At 70.1% G+C, this 15,940-nt stretch carries 15 protein-coding genes; 6 read left to right on the forward strand and 9 right to left on the reverse strand.

The window, feature by feature from the left end; all coding sequences use genetic code 11:
- Window positions 1–66 precede the first annotated feature (66 nt).
- Window positions 67–1,017: a helix-turn-helix domain-containing protein gene (locus QSJ59_RS06225; protein WP_285757736.1), complete on the reverse strand. Its 951-nt coding sequence runs from the start codon at window positions 1,015–1,017 to the stop codon at window positions 67–69.
- A gap of 330 nt (window positions 1,018–1,347) precedes the next feature.
- Between QSJ59_RS06225 and QSJ59_RS06230 the strand changes: the two genes are divergently transcribed.
- The 3 genes from QSJ59_RS06230 to QSJ59_RS06240 all read left to right on the forward strand — a co-directional run bounded on the left by QSJ59_RS06230 (window position 1,348) and on the right by QSJ59_RS06240 (window position 3,546).
- A complete protein-coding gene (locus QSJ59_RS06230; protein WP_285757737.1) occupies window positions 1,348–2,304 on the forward strand; it encodes an acyl-CoA desaturase in 957 nt (318 codons plus the stop codon).
- Window positions 2,305–2,318: 14 nt separating this feature from the next.
- Window positions 2,319–2,975, forward strand: coding sequence for a TetR/AcrR family transcriptional regulator (locus QSJ59_RS06235; RefSeq protein ID WP_285757739.1), 657 nt, complete (start codon window positions 2,319–2,321; stop codon window positions 2,973–2,975).
- A gap of 61 nt (window positions 2,976–3,036) precedes the next feature.
- Window positions 3,037–3,546: a MarR family winged helix-turn-helix transcriptional regulator gene (locus tag QSJ59_RS06240; protein ID WP_285757740.1), complete on the forward strand. Its 510-nt coding sequence runs from the start codon at window positions 3,037–3,039 to the stop codon at window positions 3,544–3,546.
- Window positions 3,547–3,577: 31 nt separating this feature from the next.
- Here the strand turns inward: QSJ59_RS06240 and QSJ59_RS06245 are convergent, their stop codons facing one another.
- The 3 genes from QSJ59_RS06245 to QSJ59_RS06255 are packed head-to-tail and all read right to left on the reverse strand — an operon-like array spanning window position 3,578 to window position 7,063.
- Window positions 3,578–5,356, reverse strand: coding sequence for an ABC-F family ATP-binding cassette domain-containing protein (locus QSJ59_RS06245; RefSeq protein ID WP_285757741.1), 1,779 nt, complete (start codon window positions 5,354–5,356; stop codon window positions 3,578–3,580).
- A 58-nt stretch (window positions 5,357–5,414) separates the two neighbouring features.
- Complete coding sequence (locus QSJ59_RS06250) at window positions 5,415–6,308, reverse strand: transketolase family protein (protein ID WP_285757936.1); 894 nt, start codon at window positions 6,306–6,308, stop codon at window positions 5,415–5,417.
- Between the two features lie 56 nt (window positions 6,309–6,364).
- Complete coding sequence (locus QSJ59_RS06255; RefSeq protein ID WP_285757742.1) at window positions 6,365–7,063, reverse strand: transketolase; 699 nt, start codon at window positions 7,061–7,063, stop codon at window positions 6,365–6,367.
- Between the two features lie 75 nt (window positions 7,064–7,138).
- Here QSJ59_RS06255 and soxR point away from each other — a divergent pair, with 75 nt between their 5' ends.
- Window positions 7,139–7,600: a redox-sensitive transcriptional activator SoxR gene (soxR, locus tag QSJ59_RS06260; protein WP_285757937.1), complete on the forward strand. Its 462-nt coding sequence runs from the start codon at window positions 7,139–7,141 to the stop codon at window positions 7,598–7,600.
- A gap of 9 nt (window positions 7,601–7,609) precedes the next feature.
- Here soxR and QSJ59_RS06265 read toward each other — a convergent pair whose 3' ends face one another.
- Both QSJ59_RS06265 and QSJ59_RS06270 read right to left on the reverse strand, forming a co-directional pair.
- The gene (locus tag QSJ59_RS06265) at window positions 7,610–8,269 is read right to left on the reverse strand and encodes a hypothetical protein (RefSeq protein WP_285757743.1); all 660 of its coding nucleotides are present in this window, start codon (window positions 8,267–8,269) and stop codon (window positions 7,610–7,612) included.
- 14 nt (window positions 8,270–8,283) lie between these two features.
- On the reverse strand, window positions 8,284–9,222 hold the full coding sequence (locus tag QSJ59_RS06270; protein WP_285757938.1) for a 4-(cytidine 5'-diphospho)-2-C-methyl-D-erythritol kinase: 939 nt from the start codon (window positions 9,220–9,222) through the stop codon (window positions 8,284–8,286).
- A gap of 245 nt (window positions 9,223–9,467) precedes the next feature.
- Between QSJ59_RS06270 and QSJ59_RS06275 the strand changes: the two genes are divergently transcribed.
- Complete coding sequence (locus tag QSJ59_RS06275; protein ID WP_285757744.1) at window positions 9,468–11,345, forward strand: serine/threonine-protein kinase; 1,878 nt, start codon at window positions 9,468–9,470, stop codon at window positions 11,343–11,345.
- A gap of 55 nt (window positions 11,346–11,400) precedes the next feature.
- Here the strand turns inward: QSJ59_RS06275 and rsmA are convergent, their stop codons facing one another.
- Complete coding sequence (gene rsmA / locus QSJ59_RS06280) at window positions 11,401–12,264, reverse strand: 16S rRNA (adenine(1518)-N(6)/adenine(1519)-N(6))-dimethyltransferase RsmA (RefSeq protein WP_285757745.1); 864 nt, start codon at window positions 12,262–12,264, stop codon at window positions 11,401–11,403.
- Between the two features lie 58 nt (window positions 12,265–12,322).
- Window positions 12,323–13,573, reverse strand: coding sequence for a resuscitation-promoting factor (locus QSJ59_RS06285; protein ID WP_285757746.1), 1,251 nt, complete (start codon window positions 13,571–13,573; stop codon window positions 12,323–12,325).
- A gap of 323 nt (window positions 13,574–13,896) precedes the next feature.
- On the opposite strand from QSJ59_RS06285, the gene QSJ59_RS06290 reads away from it, so the two are divergent.
- Entirely contained in the window at window positions 13,897–14,997 is a 1,101-nt protein-coding gene (locus QSJ59_RS06290; protein ID WP_285757749.1) for a CaiB/BaiF CoA transferase family protein, read from the forward strand.
- Here the strand turns inward: QSJ59_RS06290 and QSJ59_RS06295 are convergent.
- Window positions 14,994–15,902: a TatD family hydrolase gene (locus QSJ59_RS06295; protein ID WP_285757750.1), complete on the reverse strand. Its 909-nt coding sequence runs from the start codon at window positions 15,900–15,902 to the stop codon at window positions 14,994–14,996. The two genes, QSJ59_RS06290 and QSJ59_RS06295, sit on opposite strands and share 4 nt — an antisense overlap.
- Window positions 15,903–15,940 lie beyond the last annotated feature (38 nt).

The following is a 15,940-nucleotide window of genomic DNA, read 5'->3' on the forward strand; positions in this document are numbered from 1 at the left end:
GCCCGTTACGGTCACATGGACCGGGCCGAAGCAGGTCTCGACAGATGGCGAGGTCCCCCTCTCCAATCATCCCGACACCGAACCGTCCATCACTTGCTTGGCCAGAGCCTCAATCCGATGATAGAGCTCAGTACTGCGGTACACCTGCACAACCAGACAGCCCTGATAGCTCTCCCCCACGTTCTTGCGCACCGTGCTTGGGTTGTGCCGCTTGATCCAGGGCTTGTTGAAACGTTCCGCCCCTACTCCGACGACACCTGCCCAGAACTCGGTCGCCGCACCGATGTCGGCTGACTCATGGATGCTCAGCGTGAACCCCAACCGGTCCTTCTCAACGCCCATAGCAGCGAGGAACCGCAAAAAGAGCTTGATCAAACCGGCGTCGCTGTTGACGAAGACCACCCGGTAGTTGCGGTTCCACGGTTTGGCTTTGGTTCCCTCGCACCAGTAGATCGCAGCACCGATGATCAACAGCTCACGTTTGCCGAGCTCGCCCACCACCTCGGCTGCTGCAGCCCTGTCATCGCTCCGTTTGCGAACCGATTCTTGCTGGACTTGTCGCCGGCGAGTACTCGCCGGATCTTCGCAATGCTCCTCCCACTCCTTTTGTGTCATGGCCCGCCCTTCCGGGACCGGCCCCGGATAGGGCTTTTCGGGTTTGGGCAAATCCCTCAGCCACAGGGACAGGCTGCTCTTGGACACCGTCAGCTCGCGGGCGATGGCGTCGTAGCTCCAGCCCTGCCGGCGCAGGTCGAGGGCGCGGGCTCGGAGTTCGGGCTTGGCCCGGTTGGCGAGGTTGCGGTGCTTGGGCTCGACGTGGCCCTGGAGGAGCTGGGTGAGCTTCCAACCGCTCAGGCCGAGCTCGGCGCGGATGCGCGGGTTGCTCCAGCCCCGCTCGCGCAGGTCGATGGCGCGGGCGCGGAGGGCTGCGTCCTGGTTCGAACTCGTGTTCTCTTTCATGGCTTCAGGCTGCACCAGGGATAGGGGGGCCGCCGGCTCGAAAACGGGGTTGTCCACAGCCCCGATCAACCGAAGTAAGTCTTTTCTCACCTTGAAGTGACATGCCGGAAAGTCCGTGACGGAAGGGGCGTGTGTTTCCTCACCCGAAGTGGTCGGGCGACGGACTTGCCAAACCTACGACGCCGTAGGTTACGGTTACGTAGGTAAGAGTCACACGGCGACCGCCGGGCAACCGGGTGGCGCAGGGCATCCCTGTACGCCTCCCACGCCCTTCGAGCTCGCCTGACGCACCCCGATCCTTGTCCGCCGGTCACCACGACCGGTCCGACCTGGGGACGCGGGCGTTCTCACATCGATTTCCACGGCCGTCCCGACCAAGGTGGACACATGACCGCAGCACCCGAGATCAGTCCCGACACAGCGAGGAAGGGCCCCGAGCCGGAGATCCTGGAGGAGAAGCGCGGAAAGGCGGAGCGCTACACCGTCTTCGCGTTCGTCTTCATCCCGCTCCTTGCTGTCGCAGCAGCCGTCCCCTTCGCCTGGGGATGGGGGCTGACCTGGACCGACATCATCATCGGCGCGGTCTTCTACATCATCGGCGGCCTGGGCATCACGGTGGGCTTCCACCGGCTGTTCACGCACGGCTCGTTCAAGGCCAACCGGCCGCTGCGCATCGCGATGGCGATCGCCGGCTCGATGGCCATCGAGGGCAGCGTCATCAAGTGGGTGGCCGACCACCGCCGCCACCACAAGTACGCCGACCACGAGGGCGACCCGCACTCCCCCTGGCGTTTCGGCGACGACTGGCGCTCGGTGGCCAAGGGCCTGTTCTACGCGCACATGGCGTGGATGTACCTGGACGAGCAGAAGACCTCGCCCAAGCGTTTCGCCCCCGACCTGTTGAAGGACAAGGACCTCGTCCGCCTCGACAAGTGGTTCGGGCTGATCGTGCTGTTCTCGCTGGCCGCGCCGGCACTCATCGGCGGCCTGGTGACGATGTCGTGGTGGGGCGCGCTCACCGCGTTCTTCTGGGGAAGCCTGGTCCGTGTCGCCGTCCTGCACCACGTGACCTGGTCGATCAACTCCATCTGCCACACCATCGGCGAGGAGAACTTCGAGGTCCGCGACCGCTCCCGCAATGTGTGGTGGCTGGCCATCCCGTCCTTCGGGGAGTCCTGGCACAACCTGCACCACGCCGACCCCACCTGCGCACGCCACGGCGTCCTCAAGGGGCAGATCGACATCTCCGCCCGGGTCATCTGGGCGTTCGAGAAGTTGGGCTGGGCGACCAAGGTCCGTTGGCCCAACGCCGAGCGGCTTGCTGCAAAGCGTGTGAGCGCCTAGGCGGATCGGCCATCATGGAAGCCGTGAGTGAGCAGAAGCCCAGATCCCGCAGAAAGCGCATGACCGGCAAGGAGCGCCGGGAGCAACTTCTCGACGTCGGCAGGGAACTGTTCGCCGAGCGCGGCTTCGACGGCACCTCGGTCGAGGAGATCGCGGCCCGTGCCGGTGTGTCCAAGCCGGTGGTCTATGAGCACTTCGGGGGCAAGGAGGGCGTCTACGCGGTCGTCGTGGACCGCGAGATGCAGTGCTTGCTTGGCATGGTCGGCGACGCGCTGGTCGCCGACCATGCCAAGGACAAGCTGGAGGGCGCGGCGCTGGCGCTGTTGCGCTACGTCGAGGAGCACAGCCAGGGGTTCCGGATCCTGGCGCGGGATTCCCACGCCGCTTCGGGGACGGGGAGTTTCGCGAGTCTGATCAGCGACATCGCGAGTCAGGTCGAGCACGAGTTGGGCGCGGAGTTCAAGGCGCGTGGCTATGACCCCAAGTTGGCGCCGCTGTACGCGCAGTCGCTGGTGGGCATGGTGGCGTTGACCGGCCAGTGGTGGCTGGAGGTGCGCCGGCCCAAGCGTGAGGTGGTGGCGGCGCACCTGGTGAACCTGGCGTGGAACGGGCTGTCGAAGCTGGATGCCAAGCCGCGCCTGGAGGGCGGCGGGCGGCGCCGGGGCGAGTGACCGGTGCGCGGGTTCGGCGGTTCCCGCAAATTATCTCGATGTCAAGAGATATGCTGTGCTCATGCGCGATGAGGTTGACGGTCTGGTCGAGGCGTGGCGCACCGAGCGCCCGGACCTCGATGTGGAGCCGCTCCAGGTGTTGAGCCGGGTGTCGCGCCTTGCCCGGCACCTGGACCGCGCGCGCCGCACGGTGTTCACCCGGCACGACCTGGAGCCGTGGGAGTTCGACGTCCTGGCGGAGTTGCGGCGTTCGGGCGCCCCCTACGAGTTGAGTCCGGGGCGGCTGCTGCGCGCCACCCTGGTCACGTCGGGCACCATGACCAACCGGATCGATCGGCTGGCCGCGGCCAAGCTGGTGGGCCGGTTCCCCGACCCCGCCGACAAGCGGGGGGTGTTGGTGCGCCTGACCGTCGAGGGACGCGAACTGGTGGATGCGGCGCTGGCCGACCTGCTCAGTTACGAGGAGTCGATCCTGGGTGCGATGAGCGCCGTCCAGCGCGGCGAGTTGGCAGCGCTGCTGCGGTCGGTGCTGTCGCCGCTGGACGAGCCCGCCCGCCCCCAGCGAGGGTGAACGGGGCGGGCCGCGTCTCTTCCGGCAGCGGTCACTCCCCCAGTGTCTCGGCCTGGAGCAGCCACGCCTCTTCCAGTTCGTCCTTCTCCGCGCCGAGGGTCTTGAGTTCGGCGTCGAGTTCGGCGAGCCGGGTGTAGTTCTCGGCTGCGGCGGCCATCAGTTCGTGCAGTTCACTCTCGCGGGTGCCGATGCGGTCGATACGCCGCTCGATGCGCTGGAGTTCTTTCTGCGCGGTGCGGCGTTGGGCTGCCGAGAGTTGCGGTTGCCGGTCCGGCTCCGCCTCGACGGCGGACGCGGCGCCGCGGTCCGCGGGGACGGCTCCCGTTTCGGCCGCTTCGCGCCGGGCGAGGTACTCGTCCACTCCGTTGGGGAGGTGGCGCATGGTGCGGTCGCCCATGAGCGCGAAGACCTGGTCGCAGATGCGCTCCAGGAACCACCGGTCGTGACTGACCACCACCAGGGACCCCGGCCAGCCGTCGAGGAGGTCCTCCAGTTCGGTGAGGGTCTCGATGTCGAGGTCGTTGGTGGGCTCGTCCAGGAGCAGGACGTTGGGCTCGTCCATGAGCAGTCGCAACATCTGCAGTCGGCGCCGCTCGCCGCCGGAGAGGTCCCCGATGGGGGTCCACTGGCGATCACCGCGGAAGCCGAAACGCTCCAGCATCTGGCTGGCGGAGTAGTCCTTCTTGCCGATGGTGACGTGTTCGCGGATCTCGGTGACGGCTTCGAGCGGGCGGGCGGTGGGCGAGAGCTCCGCGAGGTTCTGGGAGAGGTGTCCCAGGCGGACGGTCTTGCCGCGCCGGACGGTCCCGGCATCGGGCTCGCGCTCGCCGGCCAGGGCGCGCAGGAGCGTGGTCTTCCCGGAGCCGTTGACCCCGACGAGGCCGATGCGCTCCCCGGGGCCCAGCTGCCATGTCAGGCGCTCCAGGAGGGTGTTGGCGCCGGCGTTGAGGGTGGCGTCCTTGACGTCGATGACGGTCTTACCGAGCCGGGAGCTGGCGAATCGCACGAGTTCGACGGTGTCGCGGACGGGGGGCACGTCGGCGATGAGCGCGTTGGCGGCGTCGATGCGGAACTTGGGCTTGGAGGTGCGGGCGGGCGGGCCGCGGCGCAGCCAGGCCAGTTCCTTGCGCATGAGGTTCTGGCGGCGTTCCTCGGTGGCCTGGGCGAGGCGCTGGCGTTCGGCCTTGGCGAGCACGTAGGCGGCGTAGCCGCCTTCGTAGCGTTCGACGCGTCCGTCCACGACTTCCCAGGTGCGGTTGGAGACGGCGTCGAGGAACCACCGGTCGTGGGTGACGACGACGAGGGCTTCGCGGCGGGCCTTGACGTGCTCGGCGAGCCAGGCGATGCCTTCGATGTCGAGGTGGTTGGTGGGCTCGTCGAGGATGATCAGGTCGTGGGTCTCGATGAGCATCCGGGCCAGGCCGGCGCGACGGCGTTCGCCCCCGGAGAGGCCGGACATGGCCGCACCGAGGTCCCAGCCGGGCAGGAGGCCGCGCAGCACGTCGCGTACGCGGGCGTCGCCTGCCCATTCGTGGTCGGCGCGGTCGCCGATGACGAATTCGGCGACGGTGGTCTCGGGGAAGCTGTCGCTCTGGTGGAGGAAGCCCACGCGCAGGCCGCGGGTGTGGATGACCCGGCCGGAGTCGGGTTGGGTGCGGGTGGACAGCACTGACACCAGCGTGGACTTGCCGCCGCCGTTGCGGCCGACCACGCCGATGCGGTCGCCTTCTTCGATTCCGAGGGAGACGGAGTCGAGGAGGACGAGGGGCCCGTAGGCCAGCGAGACGTCTTGAAGGTTGACGAGGTTCATCGCTGTCTATTGTCGCGGCTGCGGTGGAGTGCCGCGAACGGCGGGCGGCCGGGCCTGGTCAGTCGAGGAAGAAGTCGCGGGCGTGGCGGGCGAGGCCGGCGGTGTCGAGTCCGTGGGCGCGGTCGTGGTCGTCGGGGGCGCCGTAGCCGCGGATCTCGGTGTGGCGCAGGGTCCCGAGGCCGAGTTGGCGGTGGCGGCGGCCGTTGAGGGCCTCCGCGATCTCGTGGGCCGAGGTTCCGCGCAGGTAGGGCTCGACGATCATGACGTCGGCGTGGCCGGCCCGGGCGACGATGCGGCTGAGTCCGGTGCGGTCGAAGGGGCGGACGGTGGCGAGATAGGCCACGGTGACGTCGAGTTCGCGGGTGGCTGCGAGGACGCGGTCGAGCATGGGTCCGACGGCGATGACGGTTCCTGCGGCTCGTCGTGATCCGGAGCGCACCACGACGAGTCCTTGGCCGACCGGGCGTGCTGCGGCGTTTCCCCGGGTGGAGAGCCGGAGGTAGACGCGGTCGCCGCCGGTGAGGGCGGGGGCGAGGAGGCGGGGGACTTCGTCGGCGTGGCCGGGGACGTGCACGGTCCAGCCCGGGAGGGTGTCCAGGAGGGCGATGTCGCCGGGGGCCATGCGGGTGCGGCCCTGTTCGGGGGTGTCGTGGGAGGCGCCGGTGCTGACGAGGACCGCGCCGGCGTCTTGGTGGGTGAGGTCGGTCTTGAGCTGTCCGAAGGCGCGTTCGACGAGGGCGGGGGCGTGGACGACGGGTCGTAGCCCGGTCAGGGCCAGTCCTGCGGCGGTTGTGATCATGAGTTGTTCGCGGATGCCGACGTTGACGACCCGGTTGGGGTGGGTGAGGGCGGTGCGCGCGAAGGGGCCCAGGGCGGTGGCGGCGAGGACGAGGGCGAGTCGGGGGTCGTCGTTCATGGCCCGGTCGAGGGTGTGGACGAATGTCTCGCGCATCCGCTGGATGGTGCCGGCCTCGGTGGTGAGGGTGGTCATTGCGGCTCCTGGATGGGTCAGCGGGGGTGGCGGGCGGCTGTGCGGACGGTGACGGCGAGGGGGCGGCTCTCGTGGGGGGCGGTGAGTGCCTGGTGAAGGGCGTCGTGGTCGCGTCCCGGGGCGGAACGGGTGGCCCAGTCCTCGCGGGCGAAACGGTCGGGGATTTTGCCGGACCGGCCCAGGGGGGATGAACGGCTGTCGATGACGACGGCGGTCAGCGCGCTGAGTCCGAGGCGTGCGGCGGCGGTGATCGCCTCGTGGCTGCTGCCCTCGTCGAGTTCGGTGTCGCCGAGAAGGACGACGACTCGGGCGGCACCGTGGCCCTGGGCACGCAGGCCGAGTGCGGTGCCCACTCCGAGCCCGAGTCCGTGGCCGGGTGAACCGCCGCTGATCTCGACGCCGGGGACGAGGGTGCGGTCGGGACGACGGCCCAGTGGGGAGTCGAACTCCCCCCAGGAACGGAGGGCTGCGGTGTCGATGAAGCCTTTGGCTGCGAGGACTGCGTAGTAAGCGGCCGGGTCGTGGCCTCTGGAGAGCAGGAAACGGTCGCGTGCGGGGTCGGTGGCGGTGGCGGGTGAGATGTCGAGGACGCGGTCGTAGAGGACCCAGAGGACGTCGAGGGTGGTGGTGGCCGCGGCCTGGTGTTTCTTGTTACCGGTGAGGAGGCCGACGAGTGCGGGCAGGTCGGCGTATCTGGAGAGCGTGGTCGCTGGCATAGCGACAGCCTGAAACCTTCAGTTAAGTTGAGGTCAAGGGAGTCGAGACGGCAGGAACAGGGAGTGGCGAGTGAGATGGGTCACCTACCGGTGTTGATCACGATCGGCCAGCTCGCCGAACGCAGCGGGATGGCGCACAGCGCCCTTCGCTTCTATGAGGAGCGGGGGCTGATCTCGTCCACTCGCACGGTGGGCAACCAGAGGCGCTACCACCGCACGACGCTGCGGCGGCTTGCCTTCATCTCTGCGGCGCAGCGGGTAGGTCTGAGCCTGGGCCAGATCCACGCGGCCCTGGCGACGCTGCCGGAGAAGCGCACGCCCACTGCCGAGGACTGGGCGCGCCTGTCCAGCGAGTGGCAGGACGAACTCGACAGCCGCATCGACGCGCTACAGCGTCTGCGCGACCGGCTCTCCTCGTGCATCGGCTGCGGCTGCCTGTCGTTGCGCGCCTGTGGGCTGCGCAACGACGACGACGCACTGGCCTCCCACGGCCCCGGCGCCCCTCTGCTGAAGCCGGCACGCGAGGGCGGGGTGTGAGGCGGTGGGCTACTCCCAGACCGGGGTGGGCCGGGGTTGCCAGCGTTCCACGGGTTCCCCTGTGGTCCCGTCGACGATCTCGCGCCCGGCCAGGGGCTCCTGGAGGACGATGTCGGTGAGCTTGGTGACGAGGGGGTACTCGGTGTTGTCCGGATCGCAGACGCCGGGGTCCTCGGCGAACATCTCCATGACGCCCTGCACGAGGGTGACGGTGACCCGTTCGGGGGTCTCCTCGATCTTGCGCCGCAGCAGCGAGCAGGCGGGGTCCTGGCGTGCCTCCCACATGACCTGGATGGTGCCGTCCTCGACGAGGTAGGCCTCGAAGGACACCGGCTGCTGGTATTCCTCGGCGGCGGGGCGGGGCACGACGTCGACGGCCTGGGTGGTGCCCGCGAGTTTGGGCCCGCGGCTCTCCAGCACGGTGGGCACCATGATGACGCTGGCCATGACCACGGCCAGGACCACGATCCCGCTGAGCATCCGGATCGCGGCCAGCGGGCGTCCCGGGTCGTAGGAGGCGGCGGCCGGGTCGTCCTGGGCCGCCCGGTCCTCCGCGTCGCGGCGCTCCAAGCGGTGGACGAGGAACTGCGGTCGCGCCAGGAACAGGAAGCACAGCGGAAGGACGACCAGCCACAGCCCCATCAGCCACCACGGCCATCCGAACAACATGCGAGACAATCCCCTCAGATCGACGCGGGTGTTGCTTCCAGGATGGTCGCTCCGGGGACCGGACCGTGCGCGGTGACCGTCCCGGCACACTCGGGCAACGCGCGCAGCGCCCTCGCCAGTTCCTGGGCGTGCCCTGCGGAACGGGCGAGGAAGGCGCACGTGGGACCGGAACCCGACACGATGGCGCCCAGTGCGCCGGCCGCCCGGCCCGCGTCGATGGTGTGGCGCAGGTCGGGGCGCAAGGCGAATGCGGCGCGCTGGAGGTCGTTGGTCAGGGCCGCCCCCAGGGCGGGCGCGTCCCCTGCCGCCAGGGCCGTCATGAGGGCGGTGTCCAGGGCGGGAACAGGGGCGTCGGGACGCAGACGGTCGTACTCGGCGAAGACGGTGGCCGTGGAGAGGCCGGCTTCGGAGAGTGCGAACACCCAGTGGAAGAGGCCTTCCGCAACGGCCGGCGTCAGGATTTCGCCGCGGCCGGTGCCCACTGCGGTACCGCCCAGGAGCGGGAACGGAACGTCGCTGCCCAGGTGCGCGGCGATCTCCGCGAGCCGCTCGGGGGCGACCCGACCTCCCCACAATGTGTTGCACGCCACAAGGGCGCCGGCCGCGTCGGCGCTGCCGCCGGCCATTCCGCCCGCCACGGGGATGGCCTTGCGCAGGTGGATGTGCACCGGCCCGGCGGAGGTCACCTCACGTGCGAGGAGGGAGGCGGCGCGGGCCGCGAGGTTGGTGGGGTCCAGGGGGACCCGGGCGGTGTGGGAGTCGATCGCACCGTCGATACTCAGCGTGGCGGAGCCGGGGTGCGCACCAGAGGCCCCCGGCATGACGGTAACCTCGTCGAAGAGCGAGACAGCGTGGAAGACGTTGACGAGATCGTGGTACCCGTCGTCTCGTGCTGGCCCCACCGCTAGCTGGAGGTTCACCTTCGCGGGTACCTGGACGGTTACGGCGGTCATTGCGGTCACGAGTCCTAGATCGTAAAGGAAACCCACCTCCTTGCGCCCCCTCTGAACCGAGGGGCACTTGTGCGGCTCACCCGCGGCACCCAGGATGGTGGGCGGGCCGACAGCGTGTCGCGCTCCGCTGGAACCACTTTCGTAACCACATTCAGGACTCGGTGGCCCGTTCGGTTGGGTATCAGGACACAATGCCCGCTACCTTTGGGGCCAGGCGGAGTTTGGACACCGTCGGGGAGGGTCGCTTGCCGTCGGATGGGCTCCCGAAGAATCTGGAACCGTTGGCAGCCGGAGATCCGGCCACCATCGGTCCCTACGTGCTGGCCGGACGTCTGGGCAGTGGAGGGATGGGAACGGTCTATCTGGGCCGTACCGCTGAGAAGAGCACGCATGTCGCCATCAAGGTGATTCGTCCGGAGTTGGCGTTCGACGAGGCGACGCGCGCCCGTTTCCGTGACGAGATGGAGAACGCCCGCCGGGTGGCGTCCTTCTGCACGGCCAAGGTGCTGGACCACGGCACGTTCGAGAACCGGCCGTACATGGTCACCGAGTACATCGCCGGCACTGCTCTGGCCGAGCACATCTCCACGCACGGGTCGCTGGACTCCAGCACCCTGCACGGCTTCGCCCTGGGCGTGGCCGCTGCGTTGGCCGCCATCCACAAGGCGGGCCTGGTGCACCGGGACCTCAAGCCGGCCAATGTCCTGCTGTCGCTGTCGGGACCGCGTGTCATCGACTTCGGCATCGCCCGCGCTCTCAACACCGTCACCAACCACACCCAGACCGGCATCGTGATGGGCAGTCCCGGCTGGATGGCCCCCGAGCAGTTGCTGGAGGAGAAGGTCACCACCGCGGCCGACATCTTCGCGTGGGGGTGCCTGGTGGCCTTCGCGGGCAACGGCACACACCCCTTCGGCAACGGCGACGCGATGACGCTGGGCAAGCGGATGCTGTTCGCCGAGCCCGTCATCGGCGACCTCGACAGCCCGCTGGACCGCCTGGTTGCGCGGGCCCTGGCCAAGGAGCCGGAGCGTCGGCCCACCGCTCAGGAGCTGCTGCTGGAGCTGGCCGGCGGCGGTTCCGACGACAACGACACCAACGACGCCAACGCCATGGTCAGCCACGCGCTGCACGAGTCCTGGCGGCCCAACCTCCCCCCGCCCGGCTATGGACCGCCCCACCAGGGCGGCCACCAGACGCTCACCGGTATGCGCCACCCCCAGCAGGCTCCCCCGCCGCAGGGCGGACCCATGCCCCAGCAGCCCTATCCCGCGCAGGGGCGCTCCGCACCGATGCAGCAGGGCCCGCCCGCCCAGCATCCCCAGTCCGCTCCCCAAGGGGCGCGGCCCGGGGCTCCGGGAATGCCCCCTTCGCCGCACCGCACCGGCCAGTTCCAGTCGCCGCCGCACCACACCGGGCAGTACCCCGCTCCGCAGCGGCCCGGCCCCACCGGCTCGCATCCGCAGTCCCAGCCCTACGTCCCGCCGGTCCCCCAGCCGCCGCACAACCCCATGCGCCCCGACCGGCGACGCGGACGGTTCGTGGTGATCGCCGCGGTCATCGGGGTGGTGCTGCTGGTCGCGGTGCTGAGCGTGGTCACGGTGCTGGCGTCGGAACGGCTCGACTGGTGGGACTCCAAGGACGACGTCCCCGACAACCAGCAGTCGCAGACGGCTCCCGAGGCGTCGACGTCCCCTGACGCCTCGGCCGGCGCGGACGATCCCGACGGACTGGGCGGCGAGGTGTTCAGCGACGGGGTCGCGGACTTCGCCACCGGGCCGATGGTGTGCGAGAACCCCACGGGTCAGCGCATCCGGATCGAGCAGGGGGCCCGGTACTGCGTTTTCGAGCTGACGGTCGCCAACCGGTCGTCGAGGGTCCTGGAGTTCAGTCCGGAACTGCAGTCGCTGGGCCAGGGCGAGTTCCGGGAGCTCCGCGCCGAGTCTCCGCTGCACGACGAGCGCGATCAGGGGCTGTGGAAGCCGATCCTGCCCGACAGCCGGGTCGAGGGCACGGTGGTCTTCTCCGTGCCCAACGACGTCGAACCCGAATGGCTGGTCCTGCGCAGCACCCCGGACGCCTCTGGTGCGCGCGTTCTCGTGCAGGAGAACCGCCCGGCCTGATCATCCTGCCGGTCGCGGGGCCCGGCCGGGACGGCGGGACCTCGTGGCGGGCGGGTCAGGCGCGCTGCTCGGCGATCCGGGCGAAGGCCGTGATGTCCAACGCCTCCCCCCTGGTGCGGTGGTCCACACCCGCGGCGCGCAGCGCCGTCTCGGCGGCGGGGGCCGAGCCCGCCCAGCCGGCCAGGGCCGCACGGAGGGTCTTGCGGCGCTGGGCGAAGGCGGCGTCCACGACCGCGAACACCTCCTGGCGGGTGGCCGTGGTCGTGGGGGCGGGACGGCGCACCAGTTCCACCAGACCGGAGTCGACGTTGGGGGCCGGCCAGAACACGTTGCGCCCGATGGCACCGGCCCTGCGCACGTCGGCGTACCAGGCGGCTTTGGCCGAGGGCGATCCGTAGGTGCGGCTGCCCGGCCCGGCGGCGAGCCGGTCGGCGACCTCCGACTGCACCATGACCAGGCCGCGCTCCAGCGAGGGCAGTAGCTCCAACAGGTGCAGGACGACGGGGACGGCGATGTTGTAGGGCAGGTTGGCCACGAGCGCGGTGGGGGCGGGACCGGGGAGTTCGGTCACGCGCAGGGCGTCGGCGGTGACCACGTCGAGCCGGTCCGCGAGACCGGGCGCGTGCGCGGCGACGGTGGCGGGCAGTGCCGCGGCGAGGGCGGTGTCGATCTCCACCGCGGTGACCCGGCGCACGTGCGGCAGGAGGGCCAGGGTCAAGGAGCCCAGACCGGGGCCGACCTCCACGACGACGTCGTCGGAGCCCACTCCCGAGACGCGGACGATGCGACGCACGGTGCCGGCGTCGATCACGAAGTTCTGGCCGAGTGTCTTGGTGGGGCGGACGCCGAGGCGCTCGGCGAGACGCCGCACATCGACGGGGGTGAGCAGGCGGGCTTCGGCGCTGTCGGAATCGGTCACCTGCCCATTGTGGCCGAGCCCGACGGGTGTCCCCGCCAGGCCCGGCTCCGGGCCGCGGTCAGTCGAACAGGTGGACGCCGCATTCGGGCCACTGGCTCTGCCAGTTGCCGCCGACCATGTCGTAGAGCTTCTTGGCCCGCATGGTCTGTTCGTCGGGGCTTGCCTCGCTGGGCAGGCCCGTGCCTCCGGTGGAACTCCAGGTGGGCAGGGAGAACTGGTAGAGGCCGTAGTAGCCGGCGGGGTTGACGGCGCCGGCGTTACCGGTGGACTCGCACTGGGCGAGGCCCGCCCAGTTGAGACTGTCGGCGGGGCCGCCGACGTTGGGGTTGACCTCGGGTTCCTTGGTGCCGATCTCGGTGACGCCGTTGACGGGCTCCTTGGTGACCTTCTCCGAGAGCACGTGGTCGGTTTCCTCGCCCTCCTTGAGGACGGTGGCGTAGGTGATCTCCTTGACGCCGTCCTCGGGCTCGGTGACGACCTTCTTCTCGTCCTTGGGCAGTTCGGGGTTCTCCCGCTCCTCCGTCTCGGCCTCGATGGGGACCTCCTTGGTCTGGACCCCGCCCGTCAGGTGGGTGATCTTGACGACCATCCCGTTGAGGGGCTCCTCCTCCAGGGCGGGTTCGACGATGTCGTGCTCGCCGAGTTCGATCCCGCTGGCCTCGATGACCTCGCCGATCGTCTCGGCGTTGGTGTCGACCTCCAGGCGGACGCGGTCGCGCAGCAGCACGAGGTGGCGGGCGCTGCGGGCTTCGACGGAGAGCCCGGCGACGGGCACCTCGGCGGAACGTTCCTCGGACAGGGAGAGGGCTTGGGCCCCCATACCGATCTGGTCAAGGGCCTCTCCGACGGTGAGCGCGGTGACCCAGTGGGCGGCCGGGTCCTCCCCGTCGACGGCAAGGGTGAACTCGCGCCCGGTTCGGACCATCACCTCCGCCCCGGCACCCAGGGAAGTGGCGAGGGCAGGGGCGACGGCATCGCGCTCGCTGAGGGTGATGCCCTCGTCGTCGAGGATTTCCTGGACGGTGCCGCCGAAGGTGTGCACGGTTCGGCTCTCACCGTCGACGGTGAGCGTGATGCGCTTGTCCATGGCGAATGCCGTCCCGCCGCCGGCCAGCAGCAGAACGGCGGCCAGGACCGCGCCGATGACGACTCCGCGGCTGTTGCGCCAGGCTGCCAGGGGGTTGGGGCGACCGGCGCCGGACTTGCGACGGCGCCGTGAGGCCGCGGCCGGGGCGGGGCGTGGTTCGGCGGATGTGGACGTGCCGCGGTGACCACGGCGGCCGCTGGGGCCTGAGGACCGGATACGCACGATGTTCAAGACCTTCGTGATGACTGGGCCGGGGAGGGCCTCGGCGCCGGGGGGGGACGTAACAAGGGGCGGCGGGCCGGAAAGGCCGGGGCGCGGGGGTTACGAGGAGAGATGCCGAAGAAGCGACCTTCGAAAATTATCACAGCGACCGGATTTCCGCTTTGGCCCTATCCGAATTCTCTTTCCTTGACGTGCGTTTATGACGTTCCTCCCGGTATTCCGTGATCGAAACGGCACCGAGGCGGGTAGCGGACCACCGGTGGGCCGGTCAGAATTGAAACCGAATCATGTTCTGTGCCCGATCGTCGCCGGAGGTTGCATCTGTGGGCCCGCTCAACGGAATCCGAGTCGTGGAGTTCGCCGGAATCGGTCCGGGCCCGATGGCCGCCATGCTCTTGGCCGATCTCGGGGCGAGCGTGGTCAGGCTGGACCGCGTCGCCGTCGCACAGGAGACCGCGGCGGGCGGGGAACGGCCGCACATGAGCAGCGGACGCCCGGTCATGGGGGTGGACCTCAAGAGCGAGGCGGGGGCGGCAGCCACCCGCGCGATCGTCGCCGCGGCCGACGTCCTCCTCGAAGGTTTCCGCCCCGGGGTCATGGAACGCTTGGGCCTGGGGCCCGACACCTGCCTCGCCGCCAATCCCGGCCTCGTCTACGCCCGCATGACCGGCTGGGGACAGGACGGCCCCCTCTCCCGTCGCGCAGGCCACGACATGAACTACATCTCGCTCAACGGCGCCCTGCACACCTTCGGGCGCAAGGACGAGGCGCCCGTTCCTCCGGCGAACCTCGTGGGCGACTTCGGCGGCGGGACCATGTTCGTCGTCACCGGTATCCTCAGCGCCCTGCTGGAACGCCAGCGCTCGGGCCTGGGACAGGTGGTGGACGCGGCCATGGTGGACGGCAGCGCGTTCTTGATGTCGATGGCCTACGAGGAGCGGGCGAACGGCTCGTGGACCGACGAGCGCGGCGACAACTACCTCGACACCGGAGCGCCCTGGTACGACGTCTACGCGTGCGCGGACGGCGGCCACCTGTCGGTGGGCTGCATCGAGCCCCGGTTCTACGCGGCCTTCCTCGGTGTCCTGGGCCTGGACCCCGCCGGCCTTCCCGACCAGTGGGACCGCTCGGGGTGGCCGACGCTGCGGGAGCGCTTCGCCGCGGTGCTCGCGACCCGCTCCCGCGACGAGTGGGACGCGGCCTTCGCCGGCACCGATGCCTGCGTGCAACCGGTTCTGAGCATGGCCGAGGCCGTCGACCACCCGCACGTACGGGCCCGCGGCTCGGTGCTGCGCGAGGGCGAGGTGCTGTACCCGGGGCCGGCCCCCCGGTTCAGCCGCACCCCGGGAACCGTCACCCGCGCCCCCGGCTTCGCGGCTCCGACTCTGGACGACACCCTGGCGGACTGGGGCGTGGAACTCTAGAGCGCGAACGCGCGGCGGGCGTTCGCGGCGACCGCCTCGGCCAGTTCGTCGTCGGCCATGCCCTTGGCCCGGGCAACCGCACGCAGGGTGTGCGGGATCAGGTAGGGGGCGTTGGGGCGTCCCCGGTAGGGCTTGGGGGTGAGGAAGGGGGCGTCCGTCTCCACCAGGATCAGCTCGGCGGGGGCAACCGCCGCGGCGTCGCGCAGGTGCTGGGCGCTGGCGAAGGTGACGTTCCCCGCGAAGCTCATGAAGTAGCCGCGGTCGGCACAGACCTTCGCCATCTCGGCGTCGCCGGAGAAGCAGTGGAAGACGACGCGTTCGGGTGCCCCCTCCTCCTCCAGTACGCGCAGCACGTCGTCGTGGGCGTCGCGGTCGTGGATCATGACGGCCTTGCCGTGCCGTTTGGCGATGGCGATGTGCGCCCGGAACGACTCCTCTTGGGCGGCGATGCCCTCGGGGCCGGTACGGAACCGGTCCATCCCGGTCTCCCCGACCGCGCGGACCTGTTCCAGGGCCGCCAGGGCGTCGATCTCCGCGAGGGCTTCCTCCAGGGCCGCGGTGCCTCCCGCTGGGCGCGCCGGGTCCCACTCGGTGGCGTCGGCCTCGTCGAGACCGTGCACGATGCGCGGCGCCTCGTTGGGGTGCAGGGCCACCGCCGCCCACACGGTGTCGTGCTCGGCGGCGACCCGGGCCGCCCAGCGCGATCCGGCGAGGTCGCAGCCGACCTGCACCAGCGGGGTGACTCCGACCGAGGCGGCCTTGGCCACGATCGCGGCGACGTCGCCGCCCTGCATGTCCATGTGGGTGTGGGAATCGGCCACGGCCACCCGCAGCGGCTCGGGCGGGGGCGGGATCTCGTCGCGGGCGCGGTCGCGTTGGGCGCGCTGGTTCTTGCTCTTGCTCACGGAAGGCAAGTCTATGGACGTCGCGGACACGGCGCCCT

Origin of the sequence: Nocardiopsis ansamitocini, from assembly GCF_030268225.1 — a bacterium.
Classification (GTDB): domain Bacteria; phylum Actinomycetota; class Actinomycetes; order Streptosporangiales; family Streptosporangiaceae; genus Nocardiopsis_D; species Nocardiopsis_D ansamitocini.